This window comes from Nonomuraea sp. NPDC049709 (assembly GCF_040674815.1).
Taxonomy (GTDB): Bacteria; Actinomycetota; Actinomycetes; order Streptosporangiales; family Streptosporangiaceae; genus Nonomuraea.
Window position 1 is genome coordinate 39,553 of record NZ_JBFANM010000007.1, and the last position, 23,092, is coordinate 62,644.

Consider the following 23,092-nt stretch of genomic DNA (forward strand, 5'->3'; position numbering starts at 1 on the left):
CAACGCGAGGTGGCGACGACGGGGACCTGCGCGTTCGAATCATCTCGACATCTGGTTGGCGACAGCAATCTGGGGGGTGTCAGCCACGCGCCAAGGGCCATCGGCGGCGTGACGAACCCCTCCCCAAGAGTGGCGGCCGTCTCCAGCGACAGCCGAAGATCGCAAAGTGCACCCCGACCCGGTCTGTCCCGCCGGATCGCAAGCACCTCCGGGACGCCCGGAAGAACAAAACCGGCGCCCGACCCCTGGGAAGGACCTTTTAGTTGAGCGACACCACCGAACTCCTCTCCGACGCATCAGGCGCTGAGCCGGCGTCCGGCGACACCCCCACCCGCGCCGCGGCCAAGCCGCGTGCGCGTCGCTCCGGCACCGGCCTCTCCGCCAAGGTGCTGCCCGAGCTGCAGAAGATGGCAGCTGAGCTGGGCATCAGCGGGACCGGGCGCATGCGGAAGAGCCAGCTCATCGCGGCCATCCAGGAGAAGCAGGGTGGCGGTTCCGGAGACGGCGCAGCAGCTGCCGCACCCGTGGCGGAGGCGCCCGCCCCGGCCACGACGGAGGCGGCCCCCGCAGCCGAGCGGCCCACCCGTGTACGCAGGGAACGTTCCCGCGCCAAGACCACCGAGGAGCCCGCCCCGCAGCCCGTCGCGGCACAGCCCGCCGAGCCCGTGGCCGCAGCGCCCGAGCCGGTCGTGGCCGCCGCGGAGCCGGTCGTGGAGCAGCAGGCCCAGCCGGTCGAGGCCGGGCAGGGCGAATCGCGCTCCGACCGCGGCGAGAGCCGGCGCGAGCGCCGCAGCCGCGGCGAGCGCCGCGAGCGTGGCGACCGCGGTGACCGCGGTGACCGTACCGGCGACCGCTCCGGCGACCGCGGTGAGGGCGGCCGCGCCGAGAGCAGCCGCGACGGCGGCCGTGACAGCGGTCGTGACAGTGGCCGCGACGGCGGTCGTGACGGCGGCCGCGACAGTGGTCGTGACGGCGGTCGTGACGGCGGTCGTGACGGCGGTCGTGACGGCGGTCGTGACGGTGGCCGCGGCGAGCAGCGCGATCGCGCTGCCGACCTCGGCAGCCGTGGTGACCAGCGGGGCGACCAGCGGGGCGGCGTCGACGACGACGACCGCGGCGGGCGCAGCCGCAGGGGCCGCTTCAGGGAGCGCAACCGTGGCCGCGGCCGCGAGCGCTTCGAGAGCGGCGAGCCCGTCATCGGCGACGACGACGTGCTCATCCCGATCGCCGGCATCCTCGACATCCTCGACAACTACGCGTTCGTCAGGACCAGCGGCTACCTGCCGGGCAGCAACGACGTCTACGTCTCGCTGGCCCAGATCCGCCGCAACGGCCTGCGCAAGGGCGACGTCATCACCGGCGCCGTCCGGCAGCCGCGCGACGGCGAGCGGCGCGAGAAGTTCAACGCCCTGGTCCGCCTCGACACCGTCAACGGCATGGACCCGGAGCAGGCCCGCAACCGGCCCGACTTCAACAAGCTGACGCCGCTCTACCCGCAGGAGCGTCTGCGCCTCGAGACCGAGCACAACATCCTCACCACGCGGATCATCGACCTCGTGTCGCCGATCGGCAAGGGTCAGCGCGGCCTCATCGTCTCGCCGCCCAAGGCCGGTAAGACGATGGTGCTGCAGGCGATCGCCAACGCGATCACCCACAACAACCCCGAGTGCCACCTGATGGTCGTGCTCGTGGACGAGCGGCCGGAAGAGGTCACCGACATGCAGCGGTCGGTGAAGGGCGAGGTCATCCACTCGACCTTCGACCGTCCTGCCGAGGACCACACCACGGTCGCCGAGCTCGCCATCGAGCGGGCCAAGCGCCTCGTGGAGCTGGGTCACGACGTCGTCGTGCTGCTCGACTCGATCACCCGCCTCGGTCGCGCCTACAACCTGGCGGCCCCGGCCTCCGGCCGCATCCTGTCGGGTGGTGTCGACTCCACGGCGCTCTACCCGCCGAAGCGGTTCTTCGGCGCCGCCCGCAACATCGAGAACGGCGGCTCGCTGACGATCCTCGCCACGGCCCTGGTCGAGACCGGGTCCAAGATGGACGAGGTCATCTTCGAGGAGTTCAAGGGCACCGGCAACATGGAGCTCAAGCTCAACCGCTCCCTGGCCGACAAGCGGATCTTCCCCGCGGTGGACGTCGACGCGTCCGGCACGCGTAAGGAAGAGATCCTCATGGCCAAGGAAGAGCTCCAGATCGTCTGGAAGCTGCGGCGCGTCCTGCACGCGCTCGACATGCAGCAGGCGCTCGAGCTGCTCCTGGAGAAGATGAAGGAGACCAAGTCGAACGCGGAGTTCCTCATGCAGGTCCAGAAGACCACGGTGAGCAACGACCGCGACTAGCGGCTCCCTTCGGAAGGGGCGGCAGGGTTCTCTCCCTGCCGCCCCTTTCGCATGGCTGGGGCTCACGGGTGGGACGGGCGGGGGTTATCCCCACCCCGGCGACGGCCGCCTTCCGTATTCACCGCGGGGCCTCGCGCGTGCAGTCTTGAGGGCATGCGATCAGTGGCGTTGAAGGACCGCGTGCCGCTCGGGCCCAAGGGCCCGCTGGGTGTTCTGGTGGATCCGATGACCTGGCGGGCGGCCCCGTACCTGCTGGTCACCGGGTTTCTCGGGTTCGGCTGGTTCTTCGTGCTGGGCGTCGCGGTGCCGGTCTCGCTCACCCTGTCGGTGATCTGGGTGGGCGTGCCGCTCATGATGGCCACCGTGCTGATGTGGCGCGGCGGGGCGATGCTGGAGCGGCGGCTGATGTACGCGGCGTTCGGGCTGAAGATCGCCGACCCGTACCGTCCCAGACCGGAACGCGGGCTCGGCGCGCACCTGCGCTGGCTCCTGTCCGACCCGGCCACCTGGCAGGACCTGGGTTACCTGCTGATGCTGCTCCCACTCGGCGCGGTCGAGGTGATCCTGTCGTTCGTCGCGTGGTTCATGTCGATCGCGCTGCTCATCCAGCCCCTGCTGATGACCATGTACGAGCTCGGGGGCGTCCACAGCGAGCTGATGATCGGCGACTGGGTGGGCTCCTGCGTCGCGGCCGTCTTCGGCGCCCTGGCGCTCGTGCTGACGGCGTACCTCGCGCGGGGCATGGCCTGGTTGCACGGCACGCTGGCCACGGTGCTGCTCGGCGGCAGCGAGGAGGAGCGGCTGCGGGCCAGCAGGGCCAGGGGGATCGACGCCGCGGAGGCCGAGCGGCGCAGGATCGAGCGCGACCTGCACGACGGAGCCCAGCAGCGGCTGCTGTCGGTGGCGGTGGACCTCGGGCGGGCGCAGGCGAAGTTCGACACCGAGCCCGAGGTGGTCAGGACGCTGATCGCCCAGGCCCACGCGGGCACGAAGGCCGCCATCGCCGAGCTGCGCAACCTCGCCAGGGGCATCCATCCGGCCATCCTCACCGACCGTGGGCTGGACGCCGCGCTGTCAGGACTGGCCGCGCGGGCGCCGATCCGGGTGGACGTGTCCGTCGAGCTGGAGGAGCGGCCGCCGCCTGCGGTGGAGAGCATCGCGTACTTCATCGTGGCCGAGACGCTGGCCAACATGGCCAAGCACTCCGGCGCCACCGAGGCGTCGGTCACGGTGATGAGGGACCATCGCGGCGTGGTGGTGGACGTGTGGGACAACGGCATCGGCGGCGCGGTCGTCACCCCCGGCGGTGGCCTGTCCGGGCTGGCCGACCGGGCGGCGACCATCGACGGCGTGCTGGTCCTGCACAGCCCCGTGGGCGGCTCCACTCTCGTACGCGCCGAACTGCCCTGCGAGTGGTGACCCACGTACGCTGCCTGCAGTGGACAGCTGGACGCTGTCCACTGTAGTGATGTGGCCATGCGTGTCGTCATCGCCGAGGACTCCGTACTGCTGCGCGAAGGGCTCGCGCGGCTGCTCGCCGACGGCGGCATCGAGACGGTCGCGAGCGTCGCCGACGGGCCCGGGCTGGTGGCGGCGGTGGCGGAGCACGAGCCCGACCTGGCGATCGTCGACGTGCGCATGCCGCCGACCCACACCGACGAGGGGCTGAGGGCGGCGCTGCAGGTCCGTTCGGCCCGGCCGGACTTCCCGATCCTGGTGCTGTCGCAGTACGTCGAGGAGCAGTACGCCGGTGACCTCATCGGCAGGGCCGTCGGCTACCTGCTGAAGGAGCGGGTGGCCGACGTGGCCGAGTTCCTGGAGACGGTGCGGCAGGTGGCGGCCGGGGGCACGGTCATCGACCCCGAGGTCGTCGTGCAGTTACTCAGCCGCCAGCGGCGCGGCGCGCCGCTGGACTCCCTGTCCCCCCGCGAGCGCGAGGTCCTCGCGCTCATGGCCGAGGGCCGCTCCAACACCGCCATCGCCGCCCGGCTGGTCGTCACGGAGGGCGCGGTGGAGAAGCACATCTCCGGCATCTTCGCCAAGCTGGCCCTCGGGCCGGCGCCCGAGGACCATCGGCGGGTGCTCGCCGTGCTGACCTACCTGGGCCGATGAGCCCTACCGCACGTCCACGAACTCCTGCGGCGACAGCGCGCTGCGCGTCTTGCTCGTGCCCGGCACCTTGACCTGGAAGTAGCCGTCCTTCCTGGCCTTGAACGACTTCGTGTACTTGCCGGTCGAGGTGGCCTTGGCGAAGCCCATGAACTGGTACGACTTGGTGCCCTTGGCCTTGAAGTAGACCTCGACCTTCTTGCCCGGATACGCCTTCGAGCCGCGGTAGACCTTGCCGTACACCTTGAACGTCTTGCCCTTGCGCACCTTGTTCACCGCGGCGATCGTCACCCGGCTCTTGGCCTTCTTGGTCGACCCGCCCGCCGCCGCCTCGACGGTGAACGCCGCCTCGGCCTTGAGCGTCTGCCCGCCCTTGTGGGCGTAGACCTCGAGGGTCCAGTCGCCGGCGGGGGTGTCGTCGGCGAAGTATGTGACGCCGCGGTAGTAGCCGTCGGACTCCTTGGCCAGGTCGCCGAGGTCGTAGTACTCGCGGCTGGTGTCGCTGACGAGCTTGGCCGACACCGTGGTGGCGTCCTTCACCGACGCCTCGACCGAGACCTTGACGTCCTTGCCCTTGACGAGCTTGACGGGGTCGGGGGTGACCTTCGCACCGGAGATGCCCTGCTTGCCGGAGACCTTGACCACGAACGGGGTGGTGCTCGCGCCGGTGTCGCGGGTGACGACGACGTTCATCTTCCAGTCGCCGGCCGGGTCGTCCTTGGTGATCGGCCACCGGCCGGTGATGGTCTGCTCGGCGGCCGTGTCGCCCGTCCTGAAGTTGAACGTCACCGTCTTGGCCGCCTGGCCGGGCGGCTCGATGGTGGCGGTGACGCTCGAGACGTTCGACGGGTTCCTGAGCGTTAGCGTGACGGTGCCCTCGACGTCGCTCTGCAGGGGGACGAAGGCGTTGGCGGAGCCGCTGCCGGTGAAGTCGTCGGCCATGACGTGGGCGTACCGGGCGGCGTGCGCGGCCGTACCGGTGCCACCGAGGAGAACGGCGGCCCCCGTGGCGGCCGCCAGGAGCAACCGCGCGCTTCTCTTCATGTGAATCGGGTCATCCTTATCGGAAAAGTGACGGCTGGTGTGATCGGAGCCTAATGTGGCAGGAGTCGCGACGTCACGAAGATCTGCGGGAATGCCCGATGGCCTGGGATGGTTGCACGATCTGGCACACTGGTAGCTGACCATTTTGCGGTTCCGGTTCACGCCATGCGTGAAGGCGACCCGGCGGCCGCACCCCGAAAGGACAGCGATGAAGCGCGACATCCACCCTGACTACAACGTGACGCAGGTGTCCTGCTCCTGCGGTAACACGTTCACCACTCGTAGCACCGCCAAGAACGGCGTGATCCACGCCGACGTGTGCTCTGCCTGCCACCCGTTCTACACGGGCAAGCAGAAGATCCTCGACACGGGCGGCCGGGTGGCTCGCTTCGAGAAGCGCTTCGGCAAGAAGGCCACGGGCAAGTAGCTCCACCCACGCCGGCCCGGACGCACCCCGGTGCGCCGGGTCGGCGTTGTTGGTGAAACGGCCATACTTCTGGAAAAGGACCCACGGTGAATCTCGACGAGTTGCTCAAGGAGTATTCCGAGCTGGAGCTGCAGCTCGCCGATCCCGCCGTGCACGCTGACCAGAACAAGGCACGCACGCTCGGCCGCCGCTATTCCCAGCTCACCCCGATCGTCGGCACCTACCGCGAGCTGGAGTCGGCCCGCGAGGACCTGACGGCCGCCAAGGAGCTGGGCGGCGAGGACGAGGCGTTCGCGGCCGAGGCCGTCGAGATCGAGGAGCGCATCCCCCAGCTGGAGGAGAAGCTCAGGCACCTGCTCATCCCGCGCGATCCCAACGATGACAAGGACATCATCATGGAGATCAAGGCGGGCGAGGGCGGTGAGGAGTCCGCCCTGTTCGCGGGCGACCTGCTGCGGATGTACCTGCGCTACGCCGAGCGGCTCGGCTGGAAGACCGAGGTCATCGACAGCCAGCCCTCCGACCTGGGCGGATACAAGGACGTCACGGTCGGCATCAGGGCCAAGGGCGACGAGGGCGTGTGGTCCAGGCTCAAATACGAGGGCGGCGTGCACCGCGTGCAGCGGGTGCCCGTCACCGAGTCGCAGGGCCGCATCCACACCAGCGCCGCGGGCGTGCTCGTCTACCCGGAGGCGGAGGAGGTCGAGGTCCAGATCGACCCCAACGACCTGCGCATCGACGTCTACCGCTCCAGCGGCCCAGGCGGCCAGAGCGTCAACACCACCGACTCCGCGGTCCGCATCACCCACCTGCCCACCGGCGTCGTGGTCTCGTGCCAGAACGAGAAGAGCCAGCTCCAGAACAAGGAGTCGGCCATGCGCATCCTGCGCGCCCGGCTGCTGGCCGTGGCCCAGGAGCAGGCCGACGCGGCGGCGCAGGCCGAGCGCAAGTCGCAGGTGCGCACCGTCGACCGCTCCGAGCGCGTACGCACCTACAACTTCCCGGAAAACCGCATCTCCGACCACCGCGTCGGCTTCAAGGCGTATAACCTCGACCAGGTTCTCGACGGTGAGCTCAGCGCCGTCACCCAGGCACTCATCGACGCCGAGATGGCGGAGAAGCTCGCACAACACTCATGACATTTCTGCTGGACGAGATCGCGCTCGCCACCGCCCGGCTGGCCGAGGCAGGTGTTCCTTCACCGCGCACGGACGCGGAGGAGATCGCGGCGTTCGTCCACGGCGTGCGCAGGAGCGAGCTCCACACGGTCAAGGACTCCGACTTCGACGCCCTGTTCTGGGAGGGTGTCGCCCGCCGCGAGGCCCGCGAGCCGTTGCAGCACATCACCGGCCACGCCTACTTCCGCTATCTGGAGCTCGCGGTCGGGCCCGGCGTCTTCGTGCCGCGGCCGGAGACCGAGGTGATGGCCGGCTGGGCCATCGAGACGCTGCGGGAGATGGACGTCACCGCCCCGCTCGTGGTCGACCTCGGCACCGGCTCGGGCGCGATCGCGCTCTCGATCGCCCAGGAGGTGGCCCTGGCCGAGGTGCACGCCGTGGAGGTCGATCCGGAGGCGTACACCTGGGCCAAGCGCAACATCTCCGAGCTCGGCCAGGGCCGCACCCACCTGCACCCGGAGGACCTCGCCGAGGCGTTGCCCGAGCTCAACGGCAAGGTCGACCTGGTCATCTCCAACCCGCCCTACATCCCGCCCGGCGCGATCCCGCGCGACCCCGAGGTGCGCGACTACGACCCCTCAAGGGCTCTGTTCGGCTCGGGCGACGACGGGCTCGGCGAGGTGCGCGCGGTGGAGCGCACGGCCCGCCGCCTGCTGCGGCCCGGCGGCTGGGTGGCCGTGGAGCACGCCGACGAGCAGGGCAGGGCCGTCTACCTGACCTTTCCCGAGGACAGCGGCTGGCGGGACGTGCGCCTGCGCCAGGACCTCACCAGAAGAGACCGCTTCGTCACGGCCAGGCTGGGCCAGGACTAGGATGCACGCGAGCGGCGCGGCCTTCTCCTGATGACGAAAGTGGGAGCGCGGCGACCGTACGAGGAGGAAGGAGGAGGCCTCAGCAGCGCCGCTCGCCGCCGAGCGGAGTGAGGCAACGAGATCGTGGGAAGAGTTTTTGACTGCTCCGACGCCGCACAGCGGGCCGAGGGCCTGACGGAGGCCGCGGCCGCCGTACGCCGTGGGGAGCTCGTCGTCCTGCCGACCGACACCGTCTACGGCATCGGCGCCGACGCCTTCATGCCGGCCGCCGTCACCGGGCTGCTCGACGCCAAGGGCCGGGGCCGCGACATGCCGCCGCCCGTCCTGGTGGGGACCGTCAGAGCCGCCACAGCGCTCGTGGACGACCTGGGGCCGTACGGGCAGGACCTGATAGACGCCTTCTGGCCTGGGCCGCTCACGCTCGTCTGCAAGGCCAACAGGGCCCTTTCCTGGGACCTGGGGGACACCAAGGGCACGGTGGCCGTACGCATGCCGCTCCATCCGGTCGCGCTCGACCTGCTCAAGGAGACCGGGCCGATGGCCGTCTCCAGCGCCAACCGCTCGGGCGCGCCCGCCGCGACCACGGCGCAGGACGCCGAGGAGCAGCTCGGCGAGTCGATCGCGGTCTACCTCGACGGCGGCAAGACCACCGACAACACGCCCTCCACCATCCTCGACCTGACCACGGCCGTGCCCCGGATGCTGCGGCGCGGGGCCATCCCGGTGGAGAAGCTGCGCGGCATCATCGGCTACGTCGCCACCGACGACTGACGTATACCGGCTGCTTATTCCGGCTGCGATCGCGCTCGGGCCAAGATTACGGTGAGGCCCGGAGCGGCGATACGTCCGGGAGTGGCCCATGGGCAAGTACGACGGCATGGATCCCAAGCTGGTCCGTGACCTGCTGACCGAGGTGAAACACGCGGCCACGCAGATGCGCGCGGTCGAGGACCGGGTCAGGGCCGCCATGCACCAGGCCGGGCTGCCCACCCAGGCCACCCACCGGCCCGTCCAGATCGCCGACGCGGTGGACGAGATGGTCAGGGACGTCAACGTCCGGCTCGGGGTGCTGGAGAAACGCGTCGACCCGCCCAGAGCGGGTGGCGGCGGGGCCGGGGACGAGTCCAAGGAAGTGCGCGGGGATCACGACCGGTACGACAATCCGCGGGCCGGCGAGGAGACCCCCCGGGATGACGGGGGCGGGACCGGCGGCGACGGGACGAAGACCGGCACCGACGGGGAAACGGGGTCGGACGGCAAGACGGGGTCGGACGGCAAGACGGGGTCCGACGGTCAGACCGGTTCGGAGGGCAAGACGGGCTCGGAGGGCAAGACCGGCTCGGAGGGCAAGACCGGCTCGGAGGGTCGGACGGGGTCCGATGGGACCACCGGCTCGGACGGGAAGACCTGCGACGACGGCGACGACACGGGGACCGGCAAGGACACAGGGACCGGCAAGGACACAGGGACCGGCAAGGACACAGGGACCGGCAAGGACACAGGGACCGGGACGGGGACGGACACAGGTACTGGTCGGGACGGTGGGACCGGTTCTGGTACGGGGACGGACACCGGGACCGGGACCGGGGTCGATGGCGGGGCCGGGGAGCAGCCGGTTGACCAGCCCAAGGACGACGACCTGGACAGCAGGCGCGATCGAGGCACCGAGCCGGACGGCGGGGCGGCGGACACACCGGTCAAGGACGGGCAGGACGCCACCAAGCCGCAGGTCGTGGTGGTCGATGGCGTCAAGGTCCTGCAGGTGCCGCTGGACCCGCCCACGGCCGCGGCGCTGGAGGACATGCTCGAGAACAGCGACGACGTGCAACCGGCAGAGATGCCGAAGCTTCCCGCCGACGGCAGCAGCGCTACCGGCGTCAACGCCTGGGCCAACGACGGCAGCGACGTCGTCTCTTCAGAGGCGAATCCTCCCGACCTGGACGCGCTGAAGACGGTGATCGAGGACCATCGGGAGATCGCGCCCCAGGACATGCCCGGTGTGGAGGTCCCGAAGGGCGAGTACGGCAAGGGCGAGTGGGCCGAGCGCGACATCCGGCCGGACGGTCCGGCCGGCTCGATCGACGCGGGCAGGCCGGGCACGGGCGGGAGCGAGTCGGTGACGCTCCCGCCGACGGACGCCACCTCAGGCGGCGTCTCGAACGGCGTCTCGAACGGTGCCCCGGACAGTATCTCGGACGGCGGTCTGGGCGCGGGCTCCACGGCGGAGGTCTCGGGCGCCGCCACGACCACGACGCCGACGGACGACACGGGCGCCGATGCGGCTTGCGGCTCGGACAAGGACACGACGCCGGGCGACACCACTCCGCGCGACCCCGCACCGGGCGGCAAGGACACGACGCCGGATCAGCCCACGGGCGACCGGCCAGGCCAGGACGCCGGCGACGGCCAAGGCACCGGCGACCGGGGAACGGGCGAGCAGGGCACGGGCGACCGGGGAACGGGCGAGCAGGGCACGGGCGAGCAGGGCACGGGCGACCGGGGAACGGGCGAGCAGGGCACGGGTGACCGGGGAACCGGGACCGGCGACCAAGGTGCCGGGGACCAAGGCACCGGGGACCGGGGAACTGGAGACCGGGGAACTGGAGACCGGGGAGTTGGTGAGCAGGGGGCGGGTGGCCAAGGGAAGCCGGTCACGATCCCGCCGACCAACCCTTCCGCCGAGACCCCCAACGGCACCGCCGCCGGCGCGCCAGGCCCGGCGACGGGAGCCGAGGCCGCCCCCGGAGCTCAGGGTGGCGGCGGATCCGGGGCGGACGACGGTTATGGGACGGGTCCTGGGAGCCAGGGCGCCGGGGCTGGGGGCCAGGGCGCCGGGGCGGTGCCCGGGTTGCTGATCGCGTACGACGTGGAGCCCGGTTACCAGGCGACGGCCGGCCCGGACGGGTGGGCGGACGACGGGAGCGACGTGGTCTCCGCCGAGACGGATCCGCCCGGCCTGGAGGCGCTCGGGACCGTGATCGAGCACCACCGCGACATCCAGCCCCAGGACATGCCCTCCGTCCAGATCCCGCCCGGCGAGTACGGCAAGGGCGCCTGGGCACCGGAGGACGTCGGGCCGGACGGTCCGCCGGGTGCGGTCGATCCCGGCCGGCCGGAAAGGAGCTCGTGATGTACGTCGACCCGCCGGCCCCCCGCCCCAAGGGACGCAACGAGGAACCGCCCCACAGCACCCCAGGAGCCCTGGAGACCCCGCAGCGTGCCTGGGAGTTCAACCCCGACTACGAGCGCCTGGTGGTCGCCTGGAAGACCGTCATGCTCCAGCTGGACACCCTCAGAACGGTCCTCGACAAGGCGTACGGCCTGGCCAAGAGCCCTCAGACGTGGGACGCCCCCGTGGGGGAGCGCTACGTGGAGGACATCCGCGAATGGCGCACCAGGCTGGCCCTCTACCGCCATTCCGTGCTCACCGCGATCAGCGACGAGGCGGCCGACACGCCCCGGTGGGTGCAGACGACGGCCAACGCGCCGCACGCCTTCCCAGGTTGAGATGAAATTTCTGGGAACTGGCGGTGTATGGGAGAAACGGACACTGGGTCGTACAGTGGGGAAATGGGTGCGGAACCCTACTACGGACCGGACTTCGGGCTGCTGCAGCGGCGGGATCCCGAGATCGCGCAGGTCCTGATCGACGAACTCGACCGGGTGCGCGGCGGGATCCAGCTGATCGCGAGCGAGAACTTCACCTCGCCGGCCGTCATGGCGGCCCTGGGCTCCACGCTGACCAACAAGTACGCCGAGGGCTACCCGGGCAGGCGCTACTACGGGGGCTGCGAGGTCGTGGACCGGGCCGAGCGGCTGGCGGTCGAGCGGGCGCGCGAGCTGTTCGGGGCCGAGCACGCGAACGTCCAGCCCCACTCCGGCGCCTCGGCGAACCTGGCCGCGTACGCCGCCCTCCTCCAGCCCGGCGACACCATGCTCGCCATGGCGCTCCCGCACGGCGGTCACCTGACCCACGGCTCCAAGGTGAACTTCTCGGGAAGATGGTTCGACGTCGTCTCGTACGGCGTGCGTCGTGACACCGAGCTCATCGACTACGACGAGGTGCGCGACCTGGCGCTGCGGCACCAGCCGAAGCTCATCGTGTGCGGCGCCACGGCGTACCCGAGGCTGATCGACTACTCCGTCTTCCGCGGCATCGCGGACGAGGTGGGGGCGTGGCTGCTGGCCGACGCGGCGCACCCGATCGGGCTGATGGCGGGCGGCGCGATCCCGTCGGCGGTGCCGTACGCGGACGTCGTGACGTTCACCACCCACAAGGCGCTGCGCGGCCCGCGCGGCGGCGCGATCCTGTGCACCGGCGAACTGGCCAGGAGGATCGACCGGGCGGTGTTCCCGTTCGTCCAGGGCGGGCCGCTGATGCACGTGGTGGCGGCGAAGGCGGTGGCGTTCGCCGAGGCGATGCGGCCGGAGTTCGCCGGCTACGCCAGGCGGGTGATCGTGAACGCGCGGGCGCTGGCGGAGGCGCTGGCGGTGGAGGGGATGCGGGCGGTGTCCGGCGGGACCGACACCCACCTGGCGCTGGTCGACCTGCGCGGAGTGGGCGTGTCAGGGGCGGAGGCGGAGCGCAGGTGCGCGGCCGCCGGGATCACGCTCAACCGCAACGTCATCCCGTACGATCCCGAGCCCGCCGCGATCACGTCCGGGATCCGGGTCGGGACGCCGTGCGTGACCACCCAGGGGATGGGGCCCCAGGAACTCAAGGAGGTGGGCACGCTCGTGACCCGGGCGGTGCGGCATCCGGGCAGCGCAGGGGAGGTTCGGGAAAGAGTCTCGGCGCTTCTTGCCATCCATCAGCCATATCTCAGCGAATATTAAGCTGGTCTGTGTCGTTTTCCGGTCACAGCTGGCCGGAGCATCCGGGAAACTAGGTCCGTGCGCGAATACCTGTTCATGGCGCTCATCTCAGCGGCGGTGACCTATTTGCTGGTCCCGCTGGTGCGTCGCTTCGCCATCCGCATCGGCGCCATGCCCGAGGTTCGCGAGCGCGACGTGCACACCACGCCGACGCCCAGGCTCGGCGGCCTGGCGATGTACGGCGGCCTGGTCGTGGGCCTGCTGACCGCCGGCCAGCTCACCCACACCGGTGAGGCGCTGGCCGCCTCCGACGCCAACGCGGTCACCGCGCTGATCGTCGCTGGCGGGCTCATCACGCTGACCGGGTTCCTCGACGACTGGTGGGGCATGGACGCCTTCATCAAGCTCGGCGGGCAGATCGCGGCGGCGGGTGTGCTGGTCTTCTTCGACCTCCGGTTGCTCTACATCCCGCTGCCGAAAGACTGGGGCGGCTCCACCAGCCTCGACTACACCCTCAGCACGATCATCACCATCCTGATCGTGGTGGTGACCATCAACGCGGTCAACTTCGTCGACGGGCTCGACGGTCTCGCGGCCGGCATCGTGGGCATCGCCGCCATGGCCACCTGGGCCTACTCCATCTTCCTGGCCCAGAGCATGAGCGTCGGCAACATCACCACGACCGCCGCCATCGCCGCCGTCCTCATCGGCACGTGCCTGGGGTTCCTGCCGCACAACTTCCATCCGGCGAAGATCTTCATGGGTGACACGGGCGCGATGCTGATCGGGCTGGTGCTCGCCTCCTCGATCGTGACCGTGACCCCGCTCGACCCGGCGGCCATCGAGGACATGAACAAGGTCCCCGTGCTGCTCCCGCTGATGCTGCCCGCCGCGGTGCTGGTCCTGCCGTTGATCGACCTGATCACCGCCGTGGTGCGGCGCACCTCCCAGGGCATGTCGCCGTTCGCGCCCGACCGCGGCCACCTGCACCACCGGCTGCTGGACATCGGCCACTCGCACCGGCGCTCGGTGCTGATCATGTACGCGTGGGCGTTCCTGTTCGCCTTCGGCATGGTGCTGATGTCCCGGCAGGGTGTGCCGGTGCTGATGTTCCCCGTCGTCATCGTGCTGGCGGTGGGCGTGCTCGTGCTGATGGCCGCCCCGCGCTGGCGCGGCCGGGGTGGGGCGCACTCCGCGCCCCGGGGCAAGCAGCCCGACAACGACGACGGCCCCCCGACCGGCCCGATGCCGCCGATCCTGCCGGACACCCAGGTCAGGCGGCAGATGCCGCCGGCCGCGGACGGGCCTTCGCAGGAGCGCGCCACGGCCGAGGGCAATCCGGTCATACCTGTCTTTCCGAGCCGTTCTTGATCGGGAACTAGAAAGGGCAGGTAAAAGCGGTCTTCCGTGAGCTTGTGATATCTTTCACGAGCAAGGACTCCAGACGCACCGGTTCTGGAGGTAGCAAACGCTCGCTTGATAACACGCTGATGGAGCACCGATGCAGGCCAACGACGTGCGCGTACTCAAGAGCGCCGCGATTCCGACCTTCGCGGTTGGAGTGGCCGCCGTGATCGTGGCGCTTCTGATGGCAGGTGGCAAGGGAGCATTGGGTGCGGGCATCGGCACCTTGCTGGTCGGGGTTTTCTTCAGTATCAGCGTGGTAGCGGTGTCCTATGCCGCACGCGTCTCACCGCAGATGATGGCGATCGCCGCGATGCTCAGCTACCTCGTCAAGGTCGTCGCCATCATGATCGTGCTGAGCGTTTTCGGCGACACCACGGCCTGGAATCCCAAGGCCTTCGCCTGGACGGTCGTGGTCTGCACGCTGGTGTGGACGGGCTTTGAAGTGCGCGCCTTCATCAAGACCAAGATGCTTTACGTCGACCCCGAGGCCAGGGTCCCCGGAAAGGGTGACTCATGAGGCTGGTTCTCGGACGGGGTCCGATATGACTAGTCCTCTACTCGCCTGCTATCGTCGGGGCCGCGATGAGCGCACAGGAACGCCGACCGGAAGAAGACGGTCGCGACTTCGCCGACGCCATGTGGTCGATCCCCAGCTATCTGCTCGCTGGGATGGCGATCTACGGAGGCGCCGGGTGGTTGCTGGACCGCTGGCTCGACATGTCCGCGTTCTTTCCCATAGGCACCGTCCTGGGGCTGGTGCTTGCCGGATATCTGGCCTACCGGAAGTTCTCTCGCTAGCCCGACGTAGCGAAAACTTCGCCGAGGAAACCCTTGTGATCTACTACGACGTTGAAGGGAACGCCGCGTGATTACGCTGACGGCCCCAGCCCCTGGCGGAGAGTTCCAGGCGCCGACGCCAAACGAACTCTTCGACCTGCCCCCGATTATCGCGGGGGTCGAATGGTTCACCAAGCCGGTTCTGCTGGCGGCACTCAGCGCGATCCTCGTGATCGGCCTGACCTGGGCGGCATTCTCCAAGCCCAAGCTCGTGCCCCGAGGCATGCAGAACGTCGTCGAATACGGCTACATGTTCGTCCGTGACCAGGTCGCCCGCCCGTTCCTGGGCAAGGACGCTGACCGGTTCATGGGCCTGCTGGTGACCCTGTTCTTCCTGGTCCTCGTCTGGAACCTGGCCGGCGTCGTCCCGTTCGTCCAGTTCCCCGTGGCCTCGCACATCGCCTTCCCGGCGGTGCTCGCGATCTCGATCTACCTGCTCAAGATCTACCTCGGTATCAAGCACCAGGGCGCGGGCGGCTACTTCAAGAACATGATGTTCCCGCCGGGGCTGCCGAAGCCCATCTACGTGCTGCTGTCGCCGATCGAGTTCCTCTCGAACATGATCATCGCGCCGTTCACGCACGCGGTCCGACTGTTCGCGAACATGTTCGCGGGGCACATGCTGCTCGCCTTCTTCAGCATGGTCGGGTTCTGGTTCCTGTTCGAGAAGCTCACCCCCCTGGGCGCCGGCGTCGGCGTCGTCGGTGTGATCATGACGATCGTCTTCACCGGCTTCGAGATCTTCATCCAGTTCCTGCAGGCATTCCTCTTCGCGATGCTGGCATCGATGTACATCGGTGGCTCCTTGCACGCAGAGCACTGAGAACCACATACCGGAATATCCATGACCGGTGAGACTCCACGTCACCGGCCGTCCAGTAAAGGAATAACAGCAATGAGCGTTCTCGCTGAGGTCTCCGGCAACGTCACCGCCATCGGTTACGGTCTCGCCGCCATCGGCCCCGGCATCGGCGTCGGCATCATCTTCGGTCAGGGCGTGCAGGCCATCGCGCGCCAGCCCGAGGCCTACGGCCTGATCCGCCAGAACATGCTCCTCGGCTTCGTCCTCACCGAGGCCCTCGCCCTGATCGGTCTGGTCGCGCCGTTCCTCTTCGCGAACCTCTAAAGGCCAGAAGAATCCCTGACGAAAGGCTGCACCCATGAAGTTGGCAGCTACGCTCCTCGCGGCGGAGGAGGGTGAGTTCAACCCCCTCATGCCGCACATGTACGAGCTCGTCGTCGGTATCTTCTCCTTCCTCGTCGTCTTCTTCGTCGTCGGCAGAATGCTCGTCCCGCGTATCCAGAAGACGCTGGCCGAGCGGACCGACGCGATCGAGGGCGGCATCAAGAGGGCGGAGGAAGCGCAGGCGGAGGCTCAGGTCCTGCAGAAGCAGTACGCCGAGCAGCTCGAAGTGGCCCGTCGCGACGCGGCCCGGCTGCGCGAGGAAGCTCGCGAGCAGGCCGCGCAGATCAAGGCCGAGCTTCGCGAGGAGGCGCAGGCCGAGGCCCGCCGTCTCGTCGAGGCCGCGCACGCCCAGATCGAGGCGGACCGCCAGGCGGCGTTCGCCCAGCTCCGCACGGAGATCGGTCGCCTGTCGACCGAGCTGGCCGGTCGCATCGTCGGCGAATCCCTCGAGGACGAAGTCCGCCAGACCCGCATCGTCGACAGGTTCCTCGACGAGCTGGAGAGCTCGAACGCGCAGGCGGTGCGCTGATGCGCGGTCTGAGCAGGGCCTCGCTGGCCGAAGTCGAAGAGCGGTTCAACGCGGTCGCCGGTAGCGCCGACCTCGGTGAGCTCTCCGACGAGTTGTTCGCGGTCGCGGATCTGCTCGACCGTGAGCACGGCCTGCGCCGCGCCCTGTCCGACCCGGCCAGGGCGACCGAGCAGAAGGCGGGCGCCGTGCGCTCGCTGCTGCAGGGCAAGGTCAGCGAGTCGGCCCTGGCCACCGCCGAGGCCGCGGTCTCGGCGAAGTGGTCGCGTGCCGGTGACCTGGCCGACGTGCTCGAACGGCTCGGCGTCGTCGCCGCGGCGGCGGAGGCGGAGAGCCAGTCCAGGCTCGACGAGGTGGAGGACGAGCTCTTCCGCTTCGGCCGCATCGTCGCCGCCAACCCCGAGCTGCGTCGTGCGCTCGCCGACGCGGCCGCGCCCGAGGCGGGCAAGCGCGACCTGCTGCGCGACCTGCTCGAGGGCAAGGTCGGCCCGACCAGCCTGCGCTTGATCGCGCAGCTGGTGGTGCACCCGCGTGGGCGTAGCCTGGAAACAGGTCTGGATGAGGTCGGCCAGCTCGTGGCCCAGCAGCGCCAGCGCCTGGTGGCGGTGGTCCGCAGCGCGGTCGAGCTGACCGAGGCGCAGAAGGAGCGCCTGGCGGCGTGGCTGCGCACCTCCTACGGCCGTGACGTGCACCTGAACGTCGAGGTGGACAAGCGAGTGCTCGGTGGGTTCTCGGTCCGCATCGGCGACGAGATCATCGACACCACCATTGTGGGACGAATCGAAGAAGTCCGCCGCCGGTTGGCCGGCTAGGCGAATAGGGAGACAGAGTAGAGATGGCGGAGCTTACGATCCGGCCGGACGAGATCCGGGACGCGCTTGAGCGCTTCGTCCAGGCGTACGAACCGGAAGGCGCCGCGCGCGAGGAGATCGGGACCGTCGTCGACGCCGGCGACGGCATTGCCCATGTCTCCGGCCTTCCCTCGGCGATGGCGAACGAGCTGCTCGAGTTCGAGAACGGCACGCGCGGCCTGGCACTTAACCTCGACACCCGCGAGATCGGTGTCGTTGTCCTGGGCGAGTTCAGCGGCATCGAGGAGGGCCAGACGGTCCGCCGGACGGGCGAGGTCCTGTCCGTGCCCGTCGGCGACAACTTCCTCGGCCGCGTGGTCGACCCCCTGGGCAACCCGCTCGACGGCAAGGGCGCCATCGAGGCCGAGGGCGTTCGCGCCCTCGAGCTGCAGGCCCCCTCGGTCGTCCAGCGGCAGCCCGTGAAGGAATCGCTGGCCACGGGCATCAAGGCGATCGACGCCATGACGGCGATCGGCCGCGGCCAGCGTCAGCTCATCATCGGCGACCGCGGCACCGGCAAGACCGCGATCGCCGTGGACACGATCCTCAACCAGCGCGAAAACTGGGCCTCTGGCGACCCCGCCAGGCAGGTGCGCTGCGTCTACGTCGCGATCGGCCAGAAGGGCTCGACCGTCGCGCAGGTGCGTGCCCGCCTGGAGGAGGCCGGCGCGATGGAGTACACCACCATCGTCGCCGCTCCCGCCTCCGAGGCCGCCGGCTTCAAGTACATCGCGCCCTACGCCGGCTCGGCGATCGGTCAGCACTGGATGTACCAGGGCAAGCACGTTCTGATCGTCTTCGACGACCTGACCAAGCAGGCGGACGCCTACCGCGCCGTCTCTCTGCTGCTGCGCCGTCCCCCGGGCCGTGAGGCGTTCCCCGGTGACGTCTTCTACCTCCACTCCCGGCTGCTGGAGCGCTGCGCCAAGCTCTCCGACGACATGGGCGGTGGCTCGATGACGGGTCTGCCGGTCATCGAGACCAAGGGCAACGACGTCTCGGCCTTCATCCCGACCAACGTCATCTCCATCACCGACGGCCAGGTCTTCCTCGAGACGGACCTGTTCAACGCGGGCGTGCGCCCGGCCATCAACGTCGGTGTCTCGGTGTCCCGAGTCGGTGGCTCCGCTCAGTCCAAGGCCATGCGGAAGGTCGCGGGCACGCTGCGTCTGTCGCTGTCGCAGTACCGCGACCTCGAGGCCTTCGCGGCCTTCGCCTCCGACCTGGACGCCGCCTCCAAGGCCCAGCTCGAGCGCGGGCAGCGTCTGGTCGAGCTGCTCAAGCAGGCCCAGTACAGCCCGTTCTCGCTCGAGCGCGAGGTCGCCTCGATCTGGGCGGGCACGACGGGCGAGCTGGACGAGGTGCCGATCGAGGACATCCGTCGCTTCGAGCTCGAGTTCCTGGACTACATCCAGTCCTCGCACAAGGGCATCTTCGACACGATCCGTGAGACCAGGGAACTGGTCGACGACACGGTGACCGCTCTCAAGGACGCCATCACGGAGTTCAAGAAGGGCTTCACCACCTCCTCCGGCGAACTGCTGGTCAAGGACGAGCCGGTGGCGCCCCTGGGCGCGGACGAGGTCGGCCAGGAGAAGATCAAGAAGGTCGTCCGTCCGGCGGCGGAGAAGTAGGACATGGGTGCCCAGCTAAGGCTGCTGCGGCGGCGGATCAACTCGGTCAAGTCGACCGCGAAGATCACGCGCGCCCAGGAGCTCATCGCCTCTTCACGGATCGTGAAGGCGCAGCAGCGGATGCAGGCGGCGCTGCCGTACGAGCGTGAGATCACTCGCGCCGTCACCGGCGTCGTCAGCAACGCGGCCAGCGTCGACCATCCGCTGACCGTGGCGAAGGAGAACCCCGCCAAGGCGGGCGTCCTCATCGTCACCAGCGACAGCGGGTTCTGCGGCGGCTTCAACGCCAACGTCCTGCGCGAGGCCGAGGCCCTGCGCGGGCTGCTGGAGAGCCGCGGGCTGACCGTGGTGCCGTTCGTCACCGGGCGGAAGGGTGTCACCTGGCACACCTTCCGCAACCGGGAGATGGGCGGCAGCTGGGTCGGTTTCTCGCGGAAGCCGGCCTACGCCGACGCCAAGGAGATCGCGACCACGCTGATCGACTCGTTCAAGGACGACAACGGGATCGACGAGATCCACATCGTGTCGACCGAGTTCGTCTCGATGCTCACGCAGAACGTCGTGGTCAAGCGGGTCCTGCCGCTGGAGGTCGAGGAGACCGAGGCGACAGAGACGACCGTGATCCCGCCGTACTTCGAGTTCGAGCCGACGGCGGGTGACGTCCTGGAGTCGCTGCTGCCGCGTTACGTGGAGTCGCGCATCTTCACCGCGTTGCTGCAGTCGGCGGCCTCCGAGGAGGCGGCCCGACGGCGCGCGATGAAGTCCGCGACCGACAACGCCAACGAGCTGATGCGGGTGCTCACCCAGCAGATGAACCAGGCTCGCCAGGCCGAGATCACCCAGGAAATCAGCGAGATCGTCGGTGGCGCCAACGCGCTCGCTGACGCCGCAGCGGGGAAAGAGTGAAATGACTGCAGAGGCTGTTGAAACTGTAGAAGCCCCCGCGGCCGGCACTGGCCGCGTGGCACGTGTCACCGGCGCCGTCGTCGACGTGGAGTTCCCCGTCGAGGCGATGCCGGAGATCTATAACGCGCTCAAGGTCGAGGTGACCCTCGGCGGCGAGACCAAGACCCTGACGCTCGAGGTCGCCCAGCACCTGGGTGACAACCTCGTCCGGGCCATCTCCATGCAGCCCACCGACGGCCTGGTCCGTGGCCAGGCGGTGGCCGACACGGGTGCGCCGATCTCGGTGCCGGTCGGCGACGTCGTCAAGGGCCACGTGTGGAACGCGCTGGGCGAGACGCTCGATGTCCCGACCTCCTCGCTCAAGATCGAGGAGCGGTGGGGCATCCACCGGCCGTCCCCGGCCTTCGACCAGCTCGAGTCGCGCACCGAGCTGCTGGTCACCGGCATCAAGGTCATCGACCTGCTCACCCCGTACGTGCAGGGTGGGAAGATCGGCCTGTTCGGTGGCGCCGGTGTCGGCAAGACCGTTCTGATCCAGGAGATGATCCGCCGGGTCGCCCGTAACTTCGGTGGCACCTCGTGCTTCGCCGGTGTGGGCGAGCGCACCCGTGAGGGCAACGACCTCTGGCTGGAGATGGAGGAGGCGGACGTCCTCAAGGACACCGCGCTCGTCTTCGGCCAGATGGACGAGCCGCCGGGCACCCGTCTGCGGGTCGCCCTGTCGGCGCTGACGATGGCGGAATACTTCCGCGATGTGCAGAAGCAGGACGTGCTGCTGTTCATCGACAACATCTTCCGCTTCACGCAGGCCGGTTCCGAGGTCTCCACCCTGCTCGGCCGTATGCCGTCGGCCGTGGGTTACCAGCCCACGCTGGCCGACGAGATGGGTGTGCTCCAGGAGCGCATCACCTCGACGCGTGGTCACTCGATCACCTCCATGCAGGCGATCTACGTGCCCGCCGACGACATCACCGACCCGGCCCCGCACAACGCGTTCGCGCACCTCGACGCGCAGACCGTTCTGTCGCGGCCGATCTCGGAGAAGGGCATCTACCCGGCGGTGGACCCGCTCGACTCCTCCTCCCGGATCCTCGACCCGCAGATCGTGGGCGAGGAGCACTACCGGGTGGCCCAGGAGACCAAGCGGATCCTGCAGAAGTACCGCGAGCTCCAGGACATCATCGCGATCCTCGGTATCGACGAGCTCTCCGAGGAGGACAAGGTCACCGTCCAGCGGGCCCGCCGCATCGAGCGCTTCCTGTCGCACCCGATGTACGCGGCCGAGGCCTTCACCGGCCAGCCGGGCGAGACCGTCCCGCTCGACGAGACCATCGCCTCCTTCAAGGGCCTCTGCGCGGGTGAGTACGACCACCTGCCCGAGCAGGCGTTCTTCATGGTCGGTGGCATCGAGCAGGCCATCGCGAAGGCCAAGGAACTCGAGCGTCGCTAATCGCCTTATGGTGGTGGTACGGCTCTTCGCGGGTCGTACCACTACCTGATCGGAAAGGAACCTACACAAGTGGCGAAGCTACGCGTAGGGGTTGTCTCACCCGAGCGTGAGATCTGGTCGGGCGAGGCCGACATGGTGATTGCCAAGACCGTGGACGGCGAGATCGGTATTATGCCGCAACACGCACCTGTGCTCGGCGTCCTCGTCGAGGGCGGCGTGCTGCGCGTGAAGCGGGAGGGTGAGCCGGAGCTGGTGGCGGCGGTGCACGGGGGCTTCATCTCCGTGGCCGACGACGAGGTGTCCGTGCTCGCCGAGGTGGCCGAGCTCGGTTCCGAGGTCGACGTCTCGGCTGCCCGTGACGCTCTCGACCGGGCCCAGGCCTCGATCGAGGCCAACCAGGAAGACGCCGACGCGGCGGTCGAGGCCAAGCGTGCCAGGGCCCGGCTGCGTGCGGCGGGCGAAGAGGTTTAATACCGGTAAGCGGGGCTCAGGGGGCGGCATGGTAGCAACGGTAGTGATTGTCCTGGTGCTGCTGGCCGCCCTCATCGTGGTCCGGGGGGTGACGCTGACCCGCTCGCGCGGGAGCGTACCCTGTCGGCTGCGGGTGGGTGACCGTGGCTGGCAGAGCGGGGTGGCCCGCTATGCCGACGGGGAGCTCCACTGGATCCCGCTCTTGGGCGTCCGACTCAGGCCGCGCCACGCGATCGCGAGGCGCGGCCTTGTCGTATCCGCTCGTCGGGAGATCGACGGCGGGCTGTACGCGGTCGACTGCGAGGGGAGCACGCGGGGGATCTCCCTGGCGATGAGCGCTGACGCGCTGACGGGGTTCCTGGCGTGGCTGGAGTCGGCGCCGCCCAGCGCCTACCTTGACGTCGCCTAGGGCCCTTCCGGAAGTAGGAGGCGCTGTGGGGGCCCTGCTGAGCTAGCTAGCGGGTGCCGCCGGGCTTCCAGACGATCTCGTTACCGTCGTGGGCCACGCGGCAGGCGATGAAGAGCAGGTCTGACAGGCGATTGAGGTATTTCGCGGTCAGCGGGTTCATGTCCTCGTGGGCCTGCAGGGCCGCCCAGGTCGTGCGTTCGGCCCTGCGGACCGTGACGCGGGCCACGTGGAGGGCGGCCGTCGCCGGGTCGCCACCGGGCAGGATGAAGCTGCGTAGCGGTTCGAGGCCCGCGTTGAGGCGGTCGCACTGCTCTTCGAGGCGGTCGATGTACGACTGCTCCACCCGCAGCGGCGGGAACTCCGGGCTCTCGACGACCGGCGTGGCCAGGTCGGCGCCCAGGTCGAACAGCTCGTTCTGGATCCGGATCAGCAGCGCCACGAGATCGGCGGGCAGCGTGCCGTGCGCGAGCGCGACGCCCAGGTGGGCGTTGGCCTCCTCCACATCGGCGTAGGCGGCCAGCCGGGGATCGGTCTTCGAGGTGCGGCTCATGTCGACCAGCGCTGTGGTGCCGTCGTCGCCGGCCCGGGTGTAGATGTGGGAAAGGACGACCGGCTTGTCCTTGTCGGCGCGCGTCATGGCCTCAGCGTAATGACAAATGTCATCCGGATCGTACGCGGGATCCAC

The 23,092-nt window shown here is 69.3% G+C and carries 24 protein-coding genes; 22 read left to right on the forward strand and 2 right to left on the reverse strand.

From position 1 onward, the window contains the following. Positions 1–263: 263 nt before the first annotated feature. The 3 genes from rho to AB0J69_RS08620 all read left to right on the forward strand — a co-directional run bounded on the left by rho (position 264) and on the right by AB0J69_RS08620 (position 4,457). Positions 264–2,345 carry a transcription termination factor Rho gene (gene rho / locus AB0J69_RS08610; RefSeq protein WP_364114373.1) on the forward strand — a complete coding sequence of 694 codons (2,082 nt, stop codon included), beginning with the start codon at positions 264–266 and terminating at the stop codon, positions 2,343–2,345. 153 nt (positions 2,346–2,498) lie between these two features. Continuing rightward, positions 2,499–3,764, forward strand: coding sequence for a sensor domain-containing protein (locus tag AB0J69_RS08615; protein WP_364114375.1), 1,266 nt, complete (start codon positions 2,499–2,501; stop codon positions 3,762–3,764). Positions 3,765–3,821: 57 nt separating this feature from the next. Further along, positions 3,822–4,457 (forward strand): response regulator transcription factor, encoded by a 636-nt coding sequence (locus AB0J69_RS08620; protein WP_364114377.1) that lies wholly within the window; start codon positions 3,822–3,824, stop codon positions 4,455–4,457. A gap of 3 nt (positions 4,458–4,460) precedes the next feature. Here AB0J69_RS08620 and AB0J69_RS08625 read toward each other — a convergent pair whose 3' ends face one another. Beyond that, complete coding sequence (locus AB0J69_RS08625; RefSeq protein WP_364114379.1) at positions 4,461–5,498, reverse strand: hypothetical protein; 1,038 nt, start codon at positions 5,496–5,498, stop codon at positions 4,461–4,463. 208 nt (positions 5,499–5,706) lie between these two features. Here AB0J69_RS08625 and rpmE point away from each other — a divergent pair, with 208 nt between their 5' ends. From rpmE to AB0J69_RS08720, 19 genes are all read left to right on the forward strand, one after another. Beyond that, positions 5,707–5,925 (forward strand): 50S ribosomal protein L31, encoded by a 219-nt coding sequence (gene rpmE / locus AB0J69_RS08630; RefSeq protein WP_106248153.1) that lies wholly within the window; start codon positions 5,707–5,709, stop codon positions 5,923–5,925. An 86-nt stretch (positions 5,926–6,011) separates the two neighbouring features. Continuing rightward, on the forward strand, positions 6,012–7,064 hold the full coding sequence (gene prfA / locus AB0J69_RS08635) for a peptide chain release factor 1 (RefSeq protein WP_364114381.1): 1,053 nt from the start codon (positions 6,012–6,014) through the stop codon (positions 7,062–7,064). Then, entirely contained in the window at positions 7,061–7,915 is an 855-nt protein-coding gene (prmC, locus tag AB0J69_RS08640) for a peptide chain release factor N(5)-glutamine methyltransferase (RefSeq protein WP_364114383.1), read from the forward strand. The genes prfA and prmC overlap by 4 nt, the downstream gene beginning before the upstream one ends. 123 nt (positions 7,916–8,038) lie before the next feature. Beyond that, positions 8,039–8,686, forward strand: a complete 648-nt coding sequence (locus tag AB0J69_RS08645; RefSeq protein WP_364114385.1) for an L-threonylcarbamoyladenylate synthase — start codon at positions 8,039–8,041, stop codon at positions 8,684–8,686. An 88-nt stretch (positions 8,687–8,774) separates the two neighbouring features. Then, positions 8,775–11,045, forward strand: coding sequence for a hypothetical protein (locus AB0J69_RS08650; RefSeq protein ID WP_364114387.1), 2,271 nt, complete (start codon positions 8,775–8,777; stop codon positions 11,043–11,045). Next, positions 11,045–11,422 (forward strand): hypothetical protein, encoded by a 378-nt coding sequence (locus AB0J69_RS08655; protein WP_364114389.1) that lies wholly within the window; start codon positions 11,045–11,047, stop codon positions 11,420–11,422. The genes AB0J69_RS08650 and AB0J69_RS08655 overlap by 1 nt, the downstream gene beginning before the upstream one ends. Before the next feature lie 63 nt (positions 11,423–11,485). Continuing rightward, positions 11,486–12,751, forward strand: a complete 1,266-nt coding sequence (gene glyA, locus AB0J69_RS08660; RefSeq protein ID WP_364114391.1) for a serine hydroxymethyltransferase — start codon at positions 11,486–11,488, stop codon at positions 12,749–12,751. 57 nt (positions 12,752–12,808) lie between these two features. Beyond that, positions 12,809–14,101, forward strand: a complete 1,293-nt coding sequence (locus AB0J69_RS08665) for an MraY family glycosyltransferase (RefSeq protein WP_364114393.1) — start codon at positions 12,809–12,811, stop codon at positions 14,099–14,101. 130 nt (positions 14,102–14,231) lie between these two features. Further along, entirely contained in the window at positions 14,232–14,654 is a 423-nt protein-coding gene (locus AB0J69_RS08670) for a hypothetical protein (protein WP_364114395.1), read from the forward strand. A 65-nt stretch (positions 14,655–14,719) separates the two neighbouring features. After that, positions 14,720–14,935, forward strand: coding sequence for an AtpZ/AtpI family protein (locus tag AB0J69_RS08675; protein ID WP_364114397.1), 216 nt, complete (start codon positions 14,720–14,722; stop codon positions 14,933–14,935). A 67-nt stretch (positions 14,936–15,002) separates the two neighbouring features. Beyond that, positions 15,003–15,797 carry a F0F1 ATP synthase subunit A gene (gene atpB / locus AB0J69_RS08680; protein ID WP_364114399.1) on the forward strand — a complete coding sequence of 265 codons (795 nt, stop codon included), beginning with the start codon at positions 15,003–15,005 and terminating at the stop codon, positions 15,795–15,797. A gap of 72 nt (positions 15,798–15,869) precedes the next feature. Continuing rightward, positions 15,870–16,100 carry an ATP synthase F0 subunit C gene (gene atpE, locus AB0J69_RS08685; protein WP_103955992.1) on the forward strand — a complete coding sequence of 77 codons (231 nt, stop codon included), beginning with the start codon at positions 15,870–15,872 and terminating at the stop codon, positions 16,098–16,100. 34 nt (positions 16,101–16,134) lie between these two features. Beyond that, positions 16,135–16,689: a F0F1 ATP synthase subunit B gene (locus AB0J69_RS08690; RefSeq protein WP_364114401.1), complete on the forward strand. Its 555-nt coding sequence runs from the start codon at positions 16,135–16,137 to the stop codon at positions 16,687–16,689. After that, positions 16,689–17,498 (forward strand): F0F1 ATP synthase subunit delta, encoded by an 810-nt coding sequence (locus tag AB0J69_RS08695; protein WP_364114403.1) that lies wholly within the window; start codon positions 16,689–16,691, stop codon positions 17,496–17,498. The genes AB0J69_RS08690 and AB0J69_RS08695 overlap by 1 nt, the downstream gene beginning before the upstream one ends. 23 nt (positions 17,499–17,521) lie before the next feature. Further along, positions 17,522–19,171, forward strand: a complete 1,650-nt coding sequence (gene atpA / locus AB0J69_RS08700) for a F0F1 ATP synthase subunit alpha (protein WP_364114405.1) — start codon at positions 17,522–17,524, stop codon at positions 19,169–19,171. Positions 19,172–19,174: 3 nt separating this feature from the next. After that, positions 19,175–20,077 carry a F0F1 ATP synthase subunit gamma gene (locus tag AB0J69_RS08705; protein WP_364114407.1) on the forward strand — a complete coding sequence of 301 codons (903 nt, stop codon included), beginning with the start codon at positions 19,175–19,177 and terminating at the stop codon, positions 20,075–20,077. Position 20,078: 1 nt separating this feature from the next. After that, positions 20,079–21,527, forward strand: a complete 1,449-nt coding sequence (gene atpD / locus AB0J69_RS08710) for a F0F1 ATP synthase subunit beta (RefSeq protein ID WP_364114409.1) — start codon at positions 20,079–20,081, stop codon at positions 21,525–21,527. 69 nt (positions 21,528–21,596) lie between these two features. Continuing rightward, entirely contained in the window at positions 21,597–21,998 is a 402-nt protein-coding gene (locus tag AB0J69_RS08715; protein ID WP_364114411.1) for a F0F1 ATP synthase subunit epsilon, read from the forward strand. A gap of 28 nt (positions 21,999–22,026) precedes the next feature. Next, on the forward strand, positions 22,027–22,407 hold the full coding sequence (locus AB0J69_RS08720) for a DUF2550 domain-containing protein (RefSeq protein ID WP_364114413.1): 381 nt from the start codon (positions 22,027–22,029) through the stop codon (positions 22,405–22,407). A 46-nt stretch (positions 22,408–22,453) separates the two neighbouring features. On the opposite strand, the gene AB0J69_RS08725 is transcribed toward AB0J69_RS08720, so the two are convergent. Beyond that, the gene (locus AB0J69_RS08725; RefSeq protein ID WP_364114415.1) at positions 22,454–23,044 is read right to left on the reverse strand and encodes a cob(I)yrinic acid a,c-diamide adenosyltransferase; all 591 of its coding nucleotides are present in this window, start codon (positions 23,042–23,044) and stop codon (positions 22,454–22,456) included. Positions 23,045–23,092: the final 48 nt, after the last annotated feature.

Excerpts from the sequence above, each read along its gene's own strand:
- AB0J69_RS08615 (WP_364114375.1), top strand. The coding sequence starts at position 2,499 with ATGCGATCAGTGGCGTTGAAGGACCGCGTGCCGCTCGGGCCCAAGGGC.
- AB0J69_RS08620 (WP_364114377.1), top strand. The coding sequence starts at position 3,822 with ATGCGTGTCGTCATCGCCGAGGACTCCGTACTGCTGCGCGAAGGGCTC.
- AB0J69_RS08625 (WP_364114379.1), bottom strand. The coding sequence starts at position 5,498 with ATGAAGAGAAGCGCGCGGTTGCTCCTGGCGGCCGCCACGGGGGCCGCC.
- rpmE (WP_106248153.1), top strand. The coding sequence starts at position 5,707 with ATGAAGCGCGACATCCACCCTGACTACAACGTGACGCAGGTGTCCTGC.
- prmC (WP_364114383.1), top strand. The coding sequence starts at position 7,061 with ATGACATTTCTGCTGGACGAGATCGCGCTCGCCACCGCCCGGCTGGCC.
- AB0J69_RS08650 (WP_364114387.1), top strand. The coding sequence starts at position 8,775 with ATGGGCAAGTACGACGGCATGGATCCCAAGCTGGTCCGTGACCTGCTG.
- AB0J69_RS08655 (WP_364114389.1), top strand. The coding sequence starts at position 11,045 with ATGTACGTCGACCCGCCGGCCCCCCGCCCCAAGGGACGCAACGAGGAA.
- glyA (WP_364114391.1), top strand. The coding sequence starts at position 11,486 with ATGGGTGCGGAACCCTACTACGGACCGGACTTCGGGCTGCTGCAGCGG.
- AB0J69_RS08670 (WP_364114395.1), top strand. The coding sequence starts at position 14,232 with ATGCAGGCCAACGACGTGCGCGTACTCAAGAGCGCCGCGATTCCGACC.
- AB0J69_RS08675 (WP_364114397.1), top strand. The coding sequence starts at position 14,720 with ATGAGCGCACAGGAACGCCGACCGGAAGAAGACGGTCGCGACTTCGCC.
- atpE (WP_103955992.1), top strand. The coding sequence starts at position 15,870 with ATGAGCGTTCTCGCTGAGGTCTCCGGCAACGTCACCGCCATCGGTTAC.
- AB0J69_RS08690 (WP_364114401.1), top strand. The coding sequence starts at position 16,135 with ATGAAGTTGGCAGCTACGCTCCTCGCGGCGGAGGAGGGTGAGTTCAAC.
- AB0J69_RS08695 (WP_364114403.1), top strand. The coding sequence starts at position 16,689 with ATGCGCGGTCTGAGCAGGGCCTCGCTGGCCGAAGTCGAAGAGCGGTTC.
- atpA (WP_364114405.1), top strand. The coding sequence starts at position 17,522 with ATGGCGGAGCTTACGATCCGGCCGGACGAGATCCGGGACGCGCTTGAG.
- AB0J69_RS08705 (WP_364114407.1), top strand. The coding sequence starts at position 19,175 with ATGGGTGCCCAGCTAAGGCTGCTGCGGCGGCGGATCAACTCGGTCAAG.
- atpD (WP_364114409.1), top strand. The coding sequence starts at position 20,079 with ATGACTGCAGAGGCTGTTGAAACTGTAGAAGCCCCCGCGGCCGGCACT.
- AB0J69_RS08720 (WP_364114413.1), top strand. The coding sequence starts at position 22,027 with ATGGTAGCAACGGTAGTGATTGTCCTGGTGCTGCTGGCCGCCCTCATC.
- AB0J69_RS08725 (WP_364114415.1), bottom strand. The coding sequence starts at position 23,044 with ATGACGCGCGCCGACAAGGACAAGCCGGTCGTCCTTTCCCACATCTAC.